The sequence below is a fragment of the Sulfuricurvum sp. genome (genome assembly GCF_019163035.1).
Taxonomy (GTDB): domain Bacteria; phylum Campylobacterota; class Campylobacteria; order Campylobacterales; family Sulfurimonadaceae; genus Sulfuricurvum.
The window spans coordinates 1-12,168 of record NZ_JAFLKV010000074.1; the positions used below are offsets into that span (position 1 = coordinate 1).

General features: G+C 42.6%; 25 protein-coding genes. 3 read left to right on the plus strand and 22 right to left on the minus strand.

Annotated features, from left to right (window positions below):
- Nucleotides 1-747: SDR family NAD(P)-dependent oxidoreductase (locus JZU62_RS05790; RefSeq protein ID WP_295012802.1), on the minus strand; the 747-nt coding region annotated here is incomplete at its 3' end.
- A 41-nt stretch (nucleotides 748-788) separates the two neighbouring features.
- Between JZU62_RS05790 and JZU62_RS05795 the strand changes: the two genes are divergently transcribed.
- The 3 genes from JZU62_RS05795 to JZU62_RS05805 are packed head-to-tail and all read left to right on the plus strand — an operon-like array spanning nucleotide 789 to nucleotide 2,175.
- Nucleotides 789-1,628 (plus strand): S1-like domain-containing RNA-binding protein, encoded by an 840-nt coding sequence (locus JZU62_RS05795; RefSeq protein ID WP_295012804.1) that lies wholly within the window; start codon nucleotides 789-791, stop codon nucleotides 1,626-1,628.
- On the plus strand, nucleotides 1,618-1,833 hold the full coding sequence (locus JZU62_RS05800) for a hypothetical protein (protein ID WP_015652616.1): 216 nt from the start codon (nucleotides 1,618-1,620) through the stop codon (nucleotides 1,831-1,833). Before JZU62_RS05795 ends, JZU62_RS05800 begins: the two co-directional genes overlap by 11 nt.
- A 27-nt stretch (nucleotides 1,834-1,860) precedes the next feature.
- Complete coding sequence (locus tag JZU62_RS05805) at nucleotides 1,861-2,175, plus strand: pyrimidine/purine nucleoside phosphorylase (protein ID WP_295012806.1); 315 nt, start codon at nucleotides 1,861-1,863, stop codon at nucleotides 2,173-2,175.
- Nucleotides 2,176-2,190: 15 nt separating this feature from the next.
- On the opposite strand, the gene JZU62_RS05810 is transcribed toward JZU62_RS05805, so the two are convergent.
- From JZU62_RS05810 to rplB, 21 genes are all read right to left on the minus strand, one after another.
- Entirely contained in the window at nucleotides 2,191-2,814 is a 624-nt protein-coding gene (locus JZU62_RS05810; RefSeq protein WP_295012808.1) for a tetratricopeptide repeat protein, read from the minus strand.
- Nucleotides 2,815-2,816: 2 nt separating this feature from the next.
- Entirely contained in the window at nucleotides 2,817-3,455 is a 639-nt protein-coding gene (locus JZU62_RS05815) for a tetratricopeptide repeat protein (protein WP_295012810.1), read from the minus strand.
- Nucleotides 3,456-3,508: 53 nt separating this feature from the next.
- Nucleotides 3,509-3,727: a translation initiation factor IF-1 gene (infA, locus tag JZU62_RS05820; protein ID WP_294894879.1), complete on the minus strand. Its 219-nt coding sequence runs from the start codon at nucleotides 3,725-3,727 to the stop codon at nucleotides 3,509-3,511.
- A gap of 10 nt (nucleotides 3,728-3,737) precedes the next feature.
- Complete coding sequence (gene map / locus JZU62_RS05825; RefSeq protein ID WP_295012812.1) at nucleotides 3,738-4,496, minus strand: type I methionyl aminopeptidase; 759 nt, start codon at nucleotides 4,494-4,496, stop codon at nucleotides 3,738-3,740.
- A 2-nt stretch (nucleotides 4,497-4,498) separates the two neighbouring features.
- On the minus strand, nucleotides 4,499-5,761 hold the full coding sequence (gene secY / locus JZU62_RS05830; protein WP_295012814.1) for a preprotein translocase subunit SecY: 1,263 nt from the start codon (nucleotides 5,759-5,761) through the stop codon (nucleotides 4,499-4,501).
- Complete coding sequence (rplO, locus tag JZU62_RS05835; RefSeq protein WP_295012816.1) at nucleotides 5,761-6,159, minus strand: 50S ribosomal protein L15; 399 nt, start codon at nucleotides 6,157-6,159, stop codon at nucleotides 5,761-5,763. Before rplO ends, secY begins: the two co-directional genes overlap by 1 nt.
- Before the next feature lie 3 nt (nucleotides 6,160-6,162).
- A complete protein-coding gene (gene rpsE, locus JZU62_RS05840; protein WP_015652609.1) occupies nucleotides 6,163-6,606 on the minus strand; it encodes a 30S ribosomal protein S5 in 444 nt (147 codons plus the stop codon).
- 9 nt (nucleotides 6,607-6,615) lie between these two features.
- Nucleotides 6,616-6,972: a 50S ribosomal protein L18 gene (gene rplR, locus JZU62_RS05845; RefSeq protein ID WP_295012818.1), complete on the minus strand. Its 357-nt coding sequence runs from the start codon at nucleotides 6,970-6,972 to the stop codon at nucleotides 6,616-6,618.
- 11 nt (nucleotides 6,973-6,983) lie between these two features.
- On the minus strand, nucleotides 6,984-7,520 hold the full coding sequence (rplF, locus tag JZU62_RS05850; RefSeq protein WP_295012820.1) for a 50S ribosomal protein L6: 537 nt from the start codon (nucleotides 7,518-7,520) through the stop codon (nucleotides 6,984-6,986).
- A gap of 9 nt (nucleotides 7,521-7,529) precedes the next feature.
- Entirely contained in the window at nucleotides 7,530-7,925 is a 396-nt protein-coding gene (gene rpsH / locus JZU62_RS05855; protein ID WP_295012822.1) for a 30S ribosomal protein S8, read from the minus strand.
- A 42-nt stretch (nucleotides 7,926-7,967) separates the two neighbouring features.
- Nucleotides 7,968-8,153: a type Z 30S ribosomal protein S14 gene (locus JZU62_RS05860; RefSeq protein ID WP_294897312.1), complete on the minus strand. Its 186-nt coding sequence runs from the start codon at nucleotides 8,151-8,153 to the stop codon at nucleotides 7,968-7,970.
- Nucleotides 8,153-8,698: a 50S ribosomal protein L5 gene (gene rplE, locus JZU62_RS05865; protein ID WP_295012824.1), complete on the minus strand. Its 546-nt coding sequence runs from the start codon at nucleotides 8,696-8,698 to the stop codon at nucleotides 8,153-8,155. Before rplE ends, JZU62_RS05860 begins: the two co-directional genes overlap by 1 nt.
- 2 nt (nucleotides 8,699-8,700) lie before the next feature.
- Nucleotides 8,701-8,931, minus strand: a complete 231-nt coding sequence (gene rplX / locus JZU62_RS05870) for a 50S ribosomal protein L24 (RefSeq protein WP_015652603.1) — start codon at nucleotides 8,929-8,931, stop codon at nucleotides 8,701-8,703.
- Nucleotides 8,931-9,299, minus strand: a complete 369-nt coding sequence (rplN, locus tag JZU62_RS05875) for a 50S ribosomal protein L14 (protein ID WP_015652602.1) — start codon at nucleotides 9,297-9,299, stop codon at nucleotides 8,931-8,933. Before rplN ends, rplX begins: the two co-directional genes overlap by 1 nt.
- On the minus strand, nucleotides 9,296-9,547 hold the full coding sequence (gene rpsQ, locus JZU62_RS05880) for a 30S ribosomal protein S17 (protein ID WP_295012826.1): 252 nt from the start codon (nucleotides 9,545-9,547) through the stop codon (nucleotides 9,296-9,298). Before rpsQ ends, rplN begins: the two co-directional genes overlap by 4 nt.
- Before the next feature lie 10 nt (nucleotides 9,548-9,557).
- Nucleotides 9,558-9,743: a 50S ribosomal protein L29 gene (rpmC, locus tag JZU62_RS05885; RefSeq protein ID WP_015652601.1), complete on the minus strand. Its 186-nt coding sequence runs from the start codon at nucleotides 9,741-9,743 to the stop codon at nucleotides 9,558-9,560.
- Complete coding sequence (gene rplP / locus JZU62_RS05890; RefSeq protein ID WP_015652600.1) at nucleotides 9,730-10,155, minus strand: 50S ribosomal protein L16; 426 nt, start codon at nucleotides 10,153-10,155, stop codon at nucleotides 9,730-9,732. The genes rpmC and rplP overlap by 14 nt, the downstream gene beginning before the upstream one ends.
- Before the next feature lie 2 nt (nucleotides 10,156-10,157).
- On the minus strand, nucleotides 10,158-10,868 hold the full coding sequence (gene rpsC, locus JZU62_RS05895; protein ID WP_295012828.1) for a 30S ribosomal protein S3: 711 nt from the start codon (nucleotides 10,866-10,868) through the stop codon (nucleotides 10,158-10,160).
- Between the two features lie 2 nt (nucleotides 10,869-10,870).
- The gene (rplV, locus tag JZU62_RS05900) at nucleotides 10,871-11,188 is read right to left on the minus strand and encodes a 50S ribosomal protein L22 (protein WP_295012830.1); all 318 of its coding nucleotides are present in this window, start codon (nucleotides 11,186-11,188) and stop codon (nucleotides 10,871-10,873) included.
- 9 nt (nucleotides 11,189-11,197) lie between these two features.
- Complete coding sequence (gene rpsS, locus JZU62_RS05905) at nucleotides 11,198-11,479, minus strand: 30S ribosomal protein S19 (protein ID WP_015652597.1); 282 nt, start codon at nucleotides 11,477-11,479, stop codon at nucleotides 11,198-11,200.
- A gap of 3 nt (nucleotides 11,480-11,482) precedes the next feature.
- The coding region (rplB, locus tag JZU62_RS05910) for a 50S ribosomal protein L2 (protein WP_295012832.1) at nucleotides 11,483-12,168 on the minus strand (686 nt) is incomplete at its 5' end.

Sequence of the window (12,168 nt, forward strand, 5' to 3'; positions counted from 1 at the left end):
ACCCTTTTTAAAATTAGTGAAGTTTACAATTTTGTCTCTTAAGGACTGCGGAAGTAGCGAGACAATTTTAATCATTAAGGCAAATCTAAAAGGAAAAGCATATCTCACTTTTTTCCGTTCAATTGCATGGGCAATCCGCGCTATCCCCTTCTCCGTACTCATCAAAAACGGCATTTTAAATTGGTTTTTCTGCGTCATCTCCGAATCAATAAATCCGGGCATAATCGTCATGACAGTAATACCGTGCGGTTTTAACTGATAATGTAGCCCTTCTGCATACGCATTGAGGGCCCGTTTGGAACTGCTGTAGGCAATAGAGGTGGGCATTGTAAAGAGTGACGCGAGTGATGAGATAAAAACGATCTCCCCTGATTGTTGCTCCATCAGTTTTGGGATGATCGGCTCCAGCAGGGCATGGATACTCAAAAAATTGGTTTTAAAAAGCCTCTCAAAATCTTCAAACGGCGTTACTCCCCCACCGTGTCCGACCGATACACCGGCATTAAGGATGATCCGATCCATCGGTTGTTCGCCCAAATAGTTCCCAATCTCACCCATCCGCTCAAAATCATTGACATCTGCGACAATCATCTCCACCTCGGCACCTTTGTCTCGACACAGCATCGCTACATCTCTCAGACGATCTTCTCTGCGGGCTATTAACACTAGTCTATTTTCATTTGTTGCATAGTATAGAGCTAACGCCTCGCCTAATCCGCTACTTGCACCGGTAATTACAATTCTCATCTCTTTTCTCCCGCAAGCAAATAATCGATATAATTATACCCATGAATGAAACACTAAAAATCGGGGAGATCAATATCCTCGTTATCGACCGGGACACTACACCCGGACTTTTTTTACGCGCATTGGATGAGAGCGATATTTTATTGCCCAACCAATACGTCACTAATGATATGCACATCGGCGATACCATCGATGTATTCGTCTACACCGACAGTGAAGACCGCCCCGTCGCGACAACAGTAATGCCAAAAGCGATGGTAAATGAAATCGCCTTTGTCGAGGTGGTCGATACGAGCAGTATCGGTGCATTTGTGGACTGGGGCTTGCCGAAAGATCTATTCGTCCCCCGTGCACTCCAAAAACGGCCGTTTGCCGTTGGAGAAAAGCGGCTCGTTCGAGTCATTCTCGATGAGCAAACGAATCGTCTTGTGGGAACCGAAAAGATCAGCGGTGCATTAGAAACTCCGCCGAAAACTTTTTATCCTAACACTCCTGTAAGTTTTATGATCATCGCTAAAACCCCTATGGGGTATAAAGTGATTGTGGATCATAAATATGAGGGGATGATCTATGCGAATGAGATTTTTGAAGATGTCCGTGTCGGTCAAATCAAAAACGGCTTTGTAAAAATACTCAGACCTGATGGTAAACTTGATTTATCACTTCAAATGGTCGGAAAAGTAAAAGCCTCCAGTGCCGCCGATAAAATCCTATCGATGATTAAGAGCAACGGCGGGATGTTGCCGTACAACTACAAAAGTGATCCCGATTTGATTCAAAAAACCTTTGGACTCAGTAAAAAGAATTTTAAAAGTGCATTGACACAGCTCGTCGATAGTAAAAAAATAATAGTTCAGGAGAACGGAATTTATGGGATATAGACCACGCAAAAGCCCTTTTAGTCACCTAAAAGCTCGTAACCTCGTATACAGCGAAAATGACCAAACGTTTACCCTTATCAGCTTTAACCGTGAGACGATGCTCTTAGAAGTTCATATCAAAGATGGGGATGTTACGAAGATAGTAACCGATTTCCCGTTTGCCCACTTGCCTAAAAAGATCAAGCAAGAACTCAATCCGCTATAATTGCACCATTATTTTTAGGAGAAATCTATGTCACAATTTACCAATGTCACCGCCGATAAAAAAGCGAATATCTATTTTGAAGGTAAAGTTACCAGCCGTACACTCCGTTTCGAAGACGGTACTATCAAAACTCTCGGTATCATGTTGCCGGGCGAATACACATTTAACACAGGTGATGCGGAGATCATGGAGATCATGAGTGGTGATATGGAGGTTCAGCTTCCGAATTCAGAAGAATGGATTTTTATTACAGGACCACAAAGTTTTGATGTTCCGGCTAACAGTGCCTTTCATTTAAAAGTTAAAACTATCAGCGATTACTGCTGTAGCTTTGTAAAATAATTTATCGTACAGAGATCAATCTCTCTGTACATCCCTCTCATGAATCCATCCTTCATTCTCGTAAGGTTCCCACCCTTTTTTACCGCCGATTCCGCTCACTTTGTAGTACTCTCCGCTTTTGGCTCTTGAAGTAACCGTAGCGTACGCTTTAATCGCGCTACAGTTTCCGCTTTGATCGCATATCATCGTATCTCTGTTGGTTTTCATCCGAATACCTGTGATAGCGGTAATTTCTCCGATTTTGATTTTTTCCGGTTCCGTCGGTTTGAGTGATTTATCGTACTTACCATCAATCACTTCCAAAAGAAGTTTACGTGACTCCTTATCCCCTTGTTTCGCGGCAGCTGCGAGCCACATCATCCCCTGTGTGACATTGTAATCCACACCTCGTCCGCGTACATACATTATCGCAACGTTAAACTGTGCATCGAGATACCCTTGGTTCGCCGATTTCAGATACCACTCTGCCGCCCGCGTTTGGTTTGCCTCTAACCCGATACCCCGTTCATATATAACACCAGTTTGAAACTGCGCTACTTTATCACCGCGTAGTGCCGCCGTATAGGTTTCCCAAAAAGATTCTTGCTCCGCAGAGTGTAAACTCACCCAAACCATCAATAGAGTAAAAAGTGACTTCATTATCACTTCTTGTGATCAATACTATCTTCGTGTATCCATCCCTCTTTGGGATATTTTTTCCACCCTTTTTTATCAATAATTCCATTAATTTTATAATATTCGCCCCGCTTGCTTATAGTTGTGAATATCATCTTTTTTTTGTATTCCGTACACATATTATCGCTACTGCAAACAGATGCATTTTCATTGGTATACAAGAGCATCGGAGTTATTGTGAGTATCTCCTCAGAGGTAGGAACACTATTTCCTTTATCGTCTTCTTGTTTATCACTATCTAACTCACCGTCAATTATTTTCAATAGCAATTTTCGAGCTTCATGATCTTTTTGTTTAGCCGCACGAGAGAGCCACATCATAGCAAGCCCTTCATCTGCTCTCACACCGCGCCCTGACGCATACATAATGGCGATATTATACTGAGCATCTACAAAACCCTGTTTCGCTGATTCTTCAAACCAGTGTGCTGCTAGAGACTGATTTTGCTCTATCCCATTTCCCTGTTCATACATAACACCAACTTGATATTGTGCTATTTTATCCCCACGCAGAGCGGTTGTGTAGAGTTCCCAAAATGATTGTTGTGTATCTGCGGCTAGAAGAGAAAAATAAAAAAAGGAGAAAATGTATAAGTATTTTTTCATAAATGAAATTCCCTTATCAAAAAATAGTTATAGGTTCCCCAAGGGGGGAAGATTTATTTATAGCGATACGTGATTCGCCCTTTGTCCAAGCTGTATGGAGTCAGTTCGAGTTTCACCGTATCACCGGGAAGAATTTTAATGTAGTGCATACGCATTTTACCTGCGATATGACACAAAATAACATGACCATTTGGCAACTCAACACGAAACGTTGCATTGGGTAGTGCCTCAATAATCTTTCCGTCTACTTCAATGACATCATCTTTTGCCATAGTTATTCCTTTACGCGATTGATAATATTTCAGCTCTACCGTTGATAATTGCAACCGTATGCTCGTAATGAGAGCCTCTTAGCCCATCCGTACTTACCACATCCCAGCCATTGGCCAAGATTTTGGAAGTTCCCTCTCTCTGACAAATCATCGGTTCCAAACAAAAAACCATCCCATTTTTAATTTTCGGACCCGCTTTCGCATTGGCTCCGTCCATATAGTTTGGAATTTCCGGTTCTTCGTGTGGTTTTTTCCCGATACCGTGTCCGCAGAAGCCTCGAAGCGGAACAAATCCCCGTCCAAGAATAAACTGCTCTAGCTCGTAAGAGAGTTCTTTAAAACGCATACCGTCTTTGATAATATCAATAGCAAAATAGAGGGCATCTTTAGAACACGCAATCAACGCTTCATCCTCAGAGCTGATCGCTCCGACTCCGAGTGTGATTGCGGCATCTCCAAAATAGCCCCCTTTTTTGGTACCAACATCAAATCCGACAATATCGCCCTCACATAAAGCGTAATCAGTAGGAATACCGTGAATGATTACATCATTAACAGAAGTACAAACAGCGCTTGGAAAACCGTAAAGCCCTTTAAAAGAGGGAATCGCGCCTTGGCTTCGGATATACTCCTCACCCAGTGCGTCAAGCTCTTTTAGGGTTATTCCCGGCTTGGTATGGGAAGCTAACAACTCCAACGTCGCACCGACGATTTTATTCGCGGCACGAAGTGAAGCTATTTCATCATTTTTGCGTAGCGCAATCGCCATTGTTACAGGCCAACCGCGCTAAGGGTTTGGTATTTAGACATGTACACTTGTGCTTCAATACGACGCATAGTATCCAGTGCTACCTGAACCACGATAAGAACCGCTGTCCCTCCGAAGAAGAACGGTACACCCATCGCTTTAACGATGACCCACGGCAAGGTTGCGATAAGACCGAGATAAATAGCTCCCGTAATGGTCAAACGTCCTGCTGTGTCATTCAAAAACTCTTTGGTTGATTCTCCCGGACGAACACCTGGAATAAATCCGCCTTGACGTTTTAGATTGTCAGCAATATCTTTGGCATTAAATACGATAGACGCATAAAAGAACGCAAAGAAGACGACAAACGTAAACTGTAAAAAGTTAAAGAAATAGTGGTTTGGGTTAAGTACATCCGCGATGGCTTGAATCGTTGGATTGGTACTTGATGACATTACGGTCATCGGGAACATCAAAATAGCCGAAGCGAAAATAACCGGAATAACACCCGATAGATTTACTTTGACCGGAATATAGTTCATAACCCGTTTGTTTTGATTTTGCATCATTGTCTTTTTCGCGTAAGTAACCGGAATACGGCGTTCCCCAAGCTCAACATAGATAATGACTAAAATCGTCGCGATAATGAGACCAATAATACCTACAAGCGATAAGAATCCCATCGCTCCGGTATTTACCATCGTTACCGCTTGTGAAATCGCACTCGGAATTGCCGAAACGATACCGGCGAAAATGATCAAAGAGACACCGTTTCCGATACCGCTTTGGGTAATCTGCTCACCGATCCACATCAACAACATCGTCCCCGCTAACATCGAAACAACCGCTAAAGTGACGAAGGTACTATGATCGACTAAAATAGCACTGCTGCCATCTTTTCCGGTCATACTTTGCAAACCGACACTGACACCGATCGCTTGTACAATCGTGATTACAATCGTTGCATAACGGATAATCTGCATGTATTTCACCATACCGTCACGCTCTTTTTTCATTTGTGCTAAATTCGGAAATGTAGCTGCTAAAAGTTCCATGATGATTGATGCAGTGATATAAGGCATGATACCGAGAGAGATAATGGAGAGACGTTCGACGGCATTTCCGCTAAACATATTAAACAGACCTAACGCGTCAGCTTGGTGAGAGTCAAAAAACGAAGCGATGACGGCTGTGTCAACACCCGGTACCGGCACGTATGCCAGTAAACGGTAGATAAAAAGAAAACCGATCGTAATTAAGATCTTGTTTACAAGTTGTTGGTTCATTATTTACCAGTAGTTGTAACGTTTTCATCTTTGATTTTAGATGCTAAATTGATAGCGCTTGCGCCGACAAGTTTAACATGTGTAACCGATTTATTCAAACGGTGTACACTACGGATACTTTCCATTGTGATCTCTGCAAGCTCAGCAATTACCTTTGTTTTTTCAACATTGATAATCGTCGGTTTTACAACACGTGAAGTAAAACCGATTTTTGGCAAACGGCGAGCAAGTGGTTGTTGTCCACCCTCAAAGTTACGTTTTTCATTGTAACCTTTACGTGCTTTTTGACCTTTGTGACCTTTACCGGCTGTTTTACCTTGGCCACTTCCTTGGCCACGGCCAAGACGTTTTGTGCTGTGGGTTGAACCCTCAGCAGGAGTAAGGTTTTCTAATGCCATAACTTATCCTTTGATACGTGATAGTGCATCGATTGTTGCACGTACCACGGTGTTTGGATTGTTAGAACCCAAAGACTTCGTCAAGATGTCTTGGATACCAGCAAGCTCAAGTACTGGACGAGTAGCGCCACCGGCGATAACCCCTGTACCTTCAGATGCAGGTTTTAGCAAGATACGACTTGCGTTGTATTTAACTTCGATATCGTGAGCAATGGTAGTACCTTTGATCTTCACGTTAGTCAAGTTTTTGAACGCTTCGTCAACCGCTTTACGGATAGCGTCTGGAACTTCTTTCGCTTTCCCGACTCCGTAACCTACGGTTCCTTTTTTATTTCCTACAACTACGAGAGCAGTAAAACGAAAACGTCTACCACCCTTTACAACTTTGGTTACACGACCGATGTTTACAATCGCTTCTGAAAATTCTTCTCTGTTAATTGGATTCATCATCGTGCCTTAAAACTTGATTTCATTTGCACGAAGTGATTCGGCAAACGCTTTTACAACACCGTGATACAAAAATCCGTTACGATCAAACGTAACTTCATTGATACCGGCATCTTTTAGGGTTTTTGCAAATACTGCCGCCGCTTTTTCAGCGTCCGCTTTATTGGCTTTAAGACCCAAAGTTTTTGAGTGTACTGCTGCTAACGTTACTGCCGTATCATCATTAATCGCTTGCGCGCTGATGTAACGGTTTGAACGAAAGATAGAGACACGTGGCAATGACGCGCATCCTGAAATTTTAGAGCGAATACGGCGTTTACGCTGAAGGCGTTTTGCCGATTTATTTTTAAGTGTTTTACCTGTCATATCATCGCTCCTTATTTCTTAGATGTCTTACCGGCTTTACGCAGGATAGTCTCATCAGAGTATTTAACACCTTTACCTTTGTACGGCTCAGGTGGACGGAATGAACGGATTACAGCTGCAATTTGTCCAATTTGTTGTTTGTCTACACCTTTGATGCTAATAACATTTTTTTCTACCGCAATGGCAACACCAGCAGGAATATCAAAGTTGATATCGTGGCTGAAACCAAGTTGCAAATTCAAAACATCGCCTTGAACTGCTGCACGGTAACCGACTCCGTTGATCTCTAGTTTTTTCTCAAAACCAGTGGTCAAACCTGTGATGATATTAGCAGCTAGTGCACGGTAAGTACCCCAGAATGCTCTATCAGCACGTTGATCAGAGTTTGTACTAAACGTAATCGTGTTATCTTCAAGTACCACACCACAGTTACCGAGAGTATCCAAGGTTTGAGTTGTTGTGCCTTTAGTAAACGTCAATACCGTTCCATCAAGTGTCGCTTTAATATCAGCTGGGACAGAAATAGGAAGTTTTCCAATACGTGACATCTTATCTCCTTACCAAATTGTACAAAGGACTTCACCACCAACGCCAAGCTCGAATGCTTTATCGTTAGGAAGAACCCCTTTTGAACTACTGACAATGATGGTACCGTAACCGTTTTTGAAACGTTTTAGTTCATCTTTACCTTTGTAAATACGACGTCCCGGTTTAGAGACACGTTTTACCTCATTGATAACTGTACGACCTTTTTCGTCGTATTTCAACACTACGTTGATTGTTTTCTTAACACCGTCTTCAACAACGTTAAAGCTCTCAACGTAGCCTTTGTCTGCCAAAATAGCAACCACTGCTTCAACTACTTTTGAGTGAACCAATGTTGTAGAATCTAAACGGCGCATAGCCGCATTACGGATACGAGTCAACGAATCCGCGATCAAATCATTAATCATTTATATTTCCTTATCTTAGTCGTAAGTAGTATCGAGCTGGAATTACCAGCTTGACTTTCTAACGCCTGGGATTAACCCTTCGTTTGCCATTTTACGGAAGCAAACGCGACAAATTCCAAAATCACTGATGACAGAGTGTGGACGACCACAGATCTGACAACGAGTATACGCGCGAACAGCAAACTTTGGAGTTCGTTGTTGCTTAGCGATCATTGACTTTTTAGCCATTATTCTCTCCCTTTAGCAAACGGCATACCGATCATTTCAAGAAGTTTGAATGCATCTTTATCGGCTGTAGCGCTTGTTACCACTGTGATGTTCATCCCGTGGATTTGCATAATTGAATCGTAATCAACTTCAGGGAAAATCAACTGCTCGGTCAAACCGAAGTTGTAGTTTCCGCGACCGTCAAAACCGTTACGTGGAATACCACGGAAGTCTTTAACACGTGGAAGTGATACAGAGATCAATTTATCCATGAAATCGTACATTTGAGCGCCGCGTAGTGTAACTTTAACACCAACCGGCATCCCTTCACGTACTTTAAAACCAGCTACTGATTTACGAGCAACAACAACGGATGCACGTTGACCAGCGATGTTGCTGATTGTATCTTGGATACTTTGGATCAATTTGTTGTCTTTCATGGCAAAACCACAACCGACAGAGATGATCACTTTTTCAAGCACAGGAACTTGCATTACATTTGCAATTCCGAGCGCTGTTTGAAGTTCTGGCTTAAGAGCCAAATATTTATCTTTTAGTCGTGCCATGATTACGCCTCAACTTTACGGACATTTGATGCATCAACAGGCATCTCTTTACTCAAGAATCCGCCTTGTGGATTTTGCTCGCTAGGTTTGATCGCTTTTTTCGCAACACGAACACCCTTAACGATTACTTTGTTTTTCTTAGGCATAACTTGAAGCAATTCTGCTTTAGTACCTTTATCGTCACCGGCGATCACTTCTACAATGTCACCTTTTTTGAAATTAAATTTTGCCATCATACAACCTCTGGAGCAAGTGATACGATTTTCATGAAACCTGCGTAACGAACTTCACGACTTACAGGTCCGAAAATACGCGTACCGATCGGCTCACGTTTTTTATCAAGGATAACGGCTGCATTTTCGTCAAAACGAATAAGTGAACCGTTTTCACGGTGAACCTCTTTTTTTGTACGAACAACAACTGCTGTTACAACTTGACCTTTTTTTACTTTACCGGTTGGAGCCGCTTTTTTAACAGAAGCGATGATAACATCACCTACTGTTGCATAACGACGTTTTGAACCGCCAAGAACTTTAATACACATGATCTCTTTAGCCCCTGTGTTATCGGCTACCGCTAAACGGGTAAAACTTTGAATCATGCATTCACCCCTCTAACAAGAGTTTTAAGACGAAATGATTTGCTTTTTGAAAGTGGACGACACTCGATCGCGATCACTTCATCACCAATGTTAAGTTGGTTGTTCTCATCATGAATCATGTATTTTTTGAAACGTTTTACCGTTTTGTGGTAACGTGGGTGCATAACACGGCGTTCAACAACGATAGTTGCTGTTTTTTCGCCGGCTTTTGTAACTACGATACCTTGAATTTCACGTTTATGTGTCATAGCTCTGCCCTTACTTCACTGCGTTCATAGCAGTGTTAATGCGTGCAATATCTTTTTTCGCCGTGCGAAGTTCGCTCGTGTTAGTCAATTGCATCATTTTTTGCTTAATTTTCAAAGTGAAAAGCTCAATTTTTTTCTCTTTGAGCATCCCTTGAAGTTCAGCAGCTGTTTTGTCGTTCAAATCAGTATATTTCATTGCTCATCTCCGCAGTTACAATTTTGGTTTTGAACGGAAGTTTTTGCATCGCAAGCGCTAATGCTTCACGTGCAAGAGTCTCTTCAACACCACCCATTTCAAAAATGATACGGCCTGGTTTGATGTTCATTACCCATTGGTCAACAGAACCTTTACCTTTACCCATACGCACTTCAAGTGGTTTGGCAGTCAATGGTTTAGCTGGGAACACACGGATCCAGATTTTACCTTGACGTTTGATGTGACGGTTTGCTGCAATACGAGCCGCTTCAATTTGGCGAGAGTTAATACGTCCCGCTTCCGTTGCTTTGAATCCGATAGAACCGAAATCCAATTTGTTAGCATTAGTAGCGTAACCACGGTTACGCCCTTTCATCATTTTACGATATTTCGTACGTTTAGGCATCAACATGATTAGTTAGCCTTTCGTCGTGGACGACGTTGTTGATCGTCACCACGTTCTTCTTTAGATTCTTTAGCTTCTGGTTGAATTCCTTTAGTGAGTACCTCACCTTTGAAAATCCAAACTTTGATACCGATTACACCGTAAGTGGTGTGCGCTTCAGCAAAACCATAATCGATTTTTGCACGAAGTGTATGCAACGGTACGCGACCTTCAAGGTACCACTCAGTACGAGCGATCTCAGCACCGCCAAGACGGCCAGCAACTGAAACTTTAATACCTTTAGCGCCTGCACGTTGTGCATTTTGCATAACTTTTTTCATCGCACGGCGGAAAGCAACACGTTTTTCAAGTTGAGTCGCAACGTTTTCTGCAACGAGTTGTGCAGACGCTTGTGCTTTTTTCTCTTCTTTGATGTTAACGGCTACCGGCTTACCGATAAGGTTTTGAAGAGATTCTTTGATTTTTTCAATGTCAGAACCTTTCTTACCGATGATGATACCAGGACGAGCCGCGATGATTGTAACGCGAAGACGTTTCGCAGTACGCTCGATCACGATGTTACTCACACCAGCATAGTAGAGTTCTTTTTTCAAATAGGTACGGATTTTATGGTCTTCGCCCAAAGAAACCGCAGCTGTTTTAAAGTTAGGAAACCAACGAGATTCCCAGTTGCGGTTAATACCGAGACGAAGTCCGATAGGATTAACTTTATGACCCATAATTATTTACCCTCTACTTCTACCAAAATGTGTGCTGTCGGCTTACGGATTCCAGAAGCGGTACCACGTGCACGTTGAGTGAAACGTTTAAGTACCGGACCGTTATCAACGCGGCATGATTTAACAATACAATCTTGCGCATCGATACCGCTGTTAGCTACTGCTGACGCAACCACTTTAGCGATGATTTTTGCCGCTTTGTTTGGAGTAAACTCCAATGCAGCCATTGCTTGCTCTGCATTCATTCCTTGAACTTCGCGAGCGATCAAACGAGATTTAGTCGGAGATACGCGAACGAATTTTAATAGTGCTCTTGCCATATCTCTTCCTTATTTCCCGATTTTCTTTTGTACAGAACCTTTATGGCCCTTAAACGTACGTGTTGGTGAAAATTCACCAAGTTTGTAACCAACGTGGTTTTCCGTTACGAAAACCGGTACAAACTGACGGCCATTGTGGACGGTAAACGTTAAACCGATCATATCTGGCAAGATCACACTACGGCGTGACCAAGTTTTGATTGGTTTGTTGCTTTTCGTCTCTTTGGCAGCAATCACTTTTTTCATAAGGTGTCCATCAACAAATGGTCCTTTTTTTACTGATCTAGCCATTATCTACCTCTTCGGATTTGATTTACGGCGAGTAATAATAAGTCTATCACTTGCTTTCTTCTTACGTGTTTTAGCACCTTTAGTCGGTTTACCCCATGGAGTAACCGGGTGACGTCCTGAGTTTGTTTTACCTTCACCACCACCATGCGGGTGATCGATAGGGTTCATCGCAGAACCACGCGTTTGAGGACGGATACCCATATGACGAGTACGACCTGCTTTACCAAGAACGATGTTGATGTACTCTTCGTTACCGACAGTACCGACAGTCGCCATACATTCACCCAATACATAACGCATTTCACTTGATGGAAGACGAAGAGAAACATATTTCCCCTCACGACCCATGATTTGCGCAGATGTTCCAGCTGAACGGACGATTTGTCCACCTTTACCCGGTTTAAGCTCGATATTGTGAATCGTTGTCCCCACAGGGATGTTCATCAATTTCATCGCGTTTCCGACTTTAATATCCAAACCGCTCTCAGCAGCAGAGATAACATCACCTACTACCAAACCTTTAGGTTGGAGGATGTAACGTTTGTCACCGTCTGCATAATTAACAAGAGCGATACGGCAGTTACGGTATGGATCGTATTCGATCGCTGCAACAGTACCCGGAACACCGAATTTGTTACGTTTGAAATCGATAATACGGTAAAGCTTTTTAGCTCCCGCTTCTTTATGAC

Coding starts and splice junctions, on each gene's coding strand:
- rplN (WP_015652602.1), bottom strand. CDS start 9,299: ATGATTCAAAGTTTTACCCGTTTAGCGGTAGCCGATAACACAGGGGCT.
- rplP (WP_015652600.1), bottom strand. CDS start 10,155: ATGTTGATGCCTAAACGTACGAAATATCGTAAAATGATGAAAGGGCGT.
- infA (WP_294894879.1), bottom strand. CDS start 3,727: ATGGCAAAAGATGATGTCATTGAAGTAGACGGAAAGATTATTGAGGCA.
- JZU62_RS05795 (WP_295012804.1), top strand. CDS start 789: ATGAATGAAACACTAAAAATCGGGGAGATCAATATCCTCGTTATCGAC.
- rpmC (WP_015652601.1), bottom strand. CDS start 9,743: ATGAAATATACTGATTTGAACGACAAAACAGCTGCTGAACTTCAAGGG.
- JZU62_RS05860 (WP_294897312.1), bottom strand. CDS start 8,153: ATGGCTAAAAAGTCAATGATCGCTAAGCAACAACGAACTCCAAAGTTT.
- rplX (WP_015652603.1), bottom strand. CDS start 8,931: ATGGCAAAATTTAATTTCAAAAAAGGTGACATTGTAGAAGTGATCGCC.
- rplO (WP_295012816.1), bottom strand. CDS start 6,159: ATGGCATTAGAAAACCTTACTCCTGCTGAGGGTTCAACCCACAGCACA.
- JZU62_RS05805 (WP_295012806.1), top strand. CDS start 1,861: ATGTCACAATTTACCAATGTCACCGCCGATAAAAAAGCGAATATCTAT.
- JZU62_RS05800 (WP_015652616.1), top strand. CDS start 1,618: ATGGGATATAGACCACGCAAAAGCCCTTTTAGTCACCTAAAAGCTCGT.
- rpsE (WP_015652609.1), bottom strand. CDS start 6,606: ATGAATCCAATTAACAGAGAAGAATTTTCAGAAGCGATTGTAAACATC.
- secY (WP_295012814.1), bottom strand. CDS start 5,761: ATGAACCAACAACTTGTAAACAAGATCTTAATTACGATCGGTTTTCTT.
- rplR (WP_295012818.1), bottom strand. CDS start 6,972: ATGACAGGTAAAACACTTAAAAATAAATCGGCAAAACGCCTTCAGCGT.
- rpsH (WP_295012822.1), bottom strand. CDS start 7,925: ATGATTAATGATTTGATCGCGGATTCGTTGACTCGTATCCGTAATGCG.
- rpsQ (WP_295012826.1), bottom strand. CDS start 9,547: ATGACACATAAACGTGAAATTCAAGGTATCGTAGTTACAAAAGCCGGC.
- rplE (WP_295012824.1), bottom strand. CDS start 8,698: ATGGCACGACTAAAAGATAAATATTTGGCTCTTAAGCCAGAACTTCAA.
- rplF (WP_295012820.1), bottom strand. CDS start 7,520: ATGTCACGTATTGGAAAACTTCCTATTTCTGTCCCAGCTGATATTAAA.
- map (WP_295012812.1), bottom strand. CDS start 4,496: ATGGCGATTGCGCTACGCAAAAATGATGAAATAGCTTCACTTCGTGCC.
- rpsC (WP_295012828.1), bottom strand. CDS start 10,868: ATGGGTCATAAAGTTAATCCTATCGGACTTCGTCTCGGTATTAACCGC.
- JZU62_RS05810 (WP_295012808.1), bottom strand. CDS start 2,814: ATGAAGTCACTTTTTACTCTATTGATGGTTTGGGTGAGTTTACACTCT.
- rplV (WP_295012830.1), bottom strand. CDS start 11,188: ATGGCAAGAGCACTATTAAAATTCGTTCGCGTATCTCCGACTAAATCT.
- rpsS (WP_015652597.1), bottom strand. CDS start 11,479: ATGGCTAGATCAGTAAAAAAAGGACCATTTGTTGATGGACACCTTATG.
- JZU62_RS05815 (WP_295012810.1), bottom strand. CDS start 3,455: ATGAAAAAATACTTATACATTTTCTCCTTTTTTTATTTTTCTCTTCTA.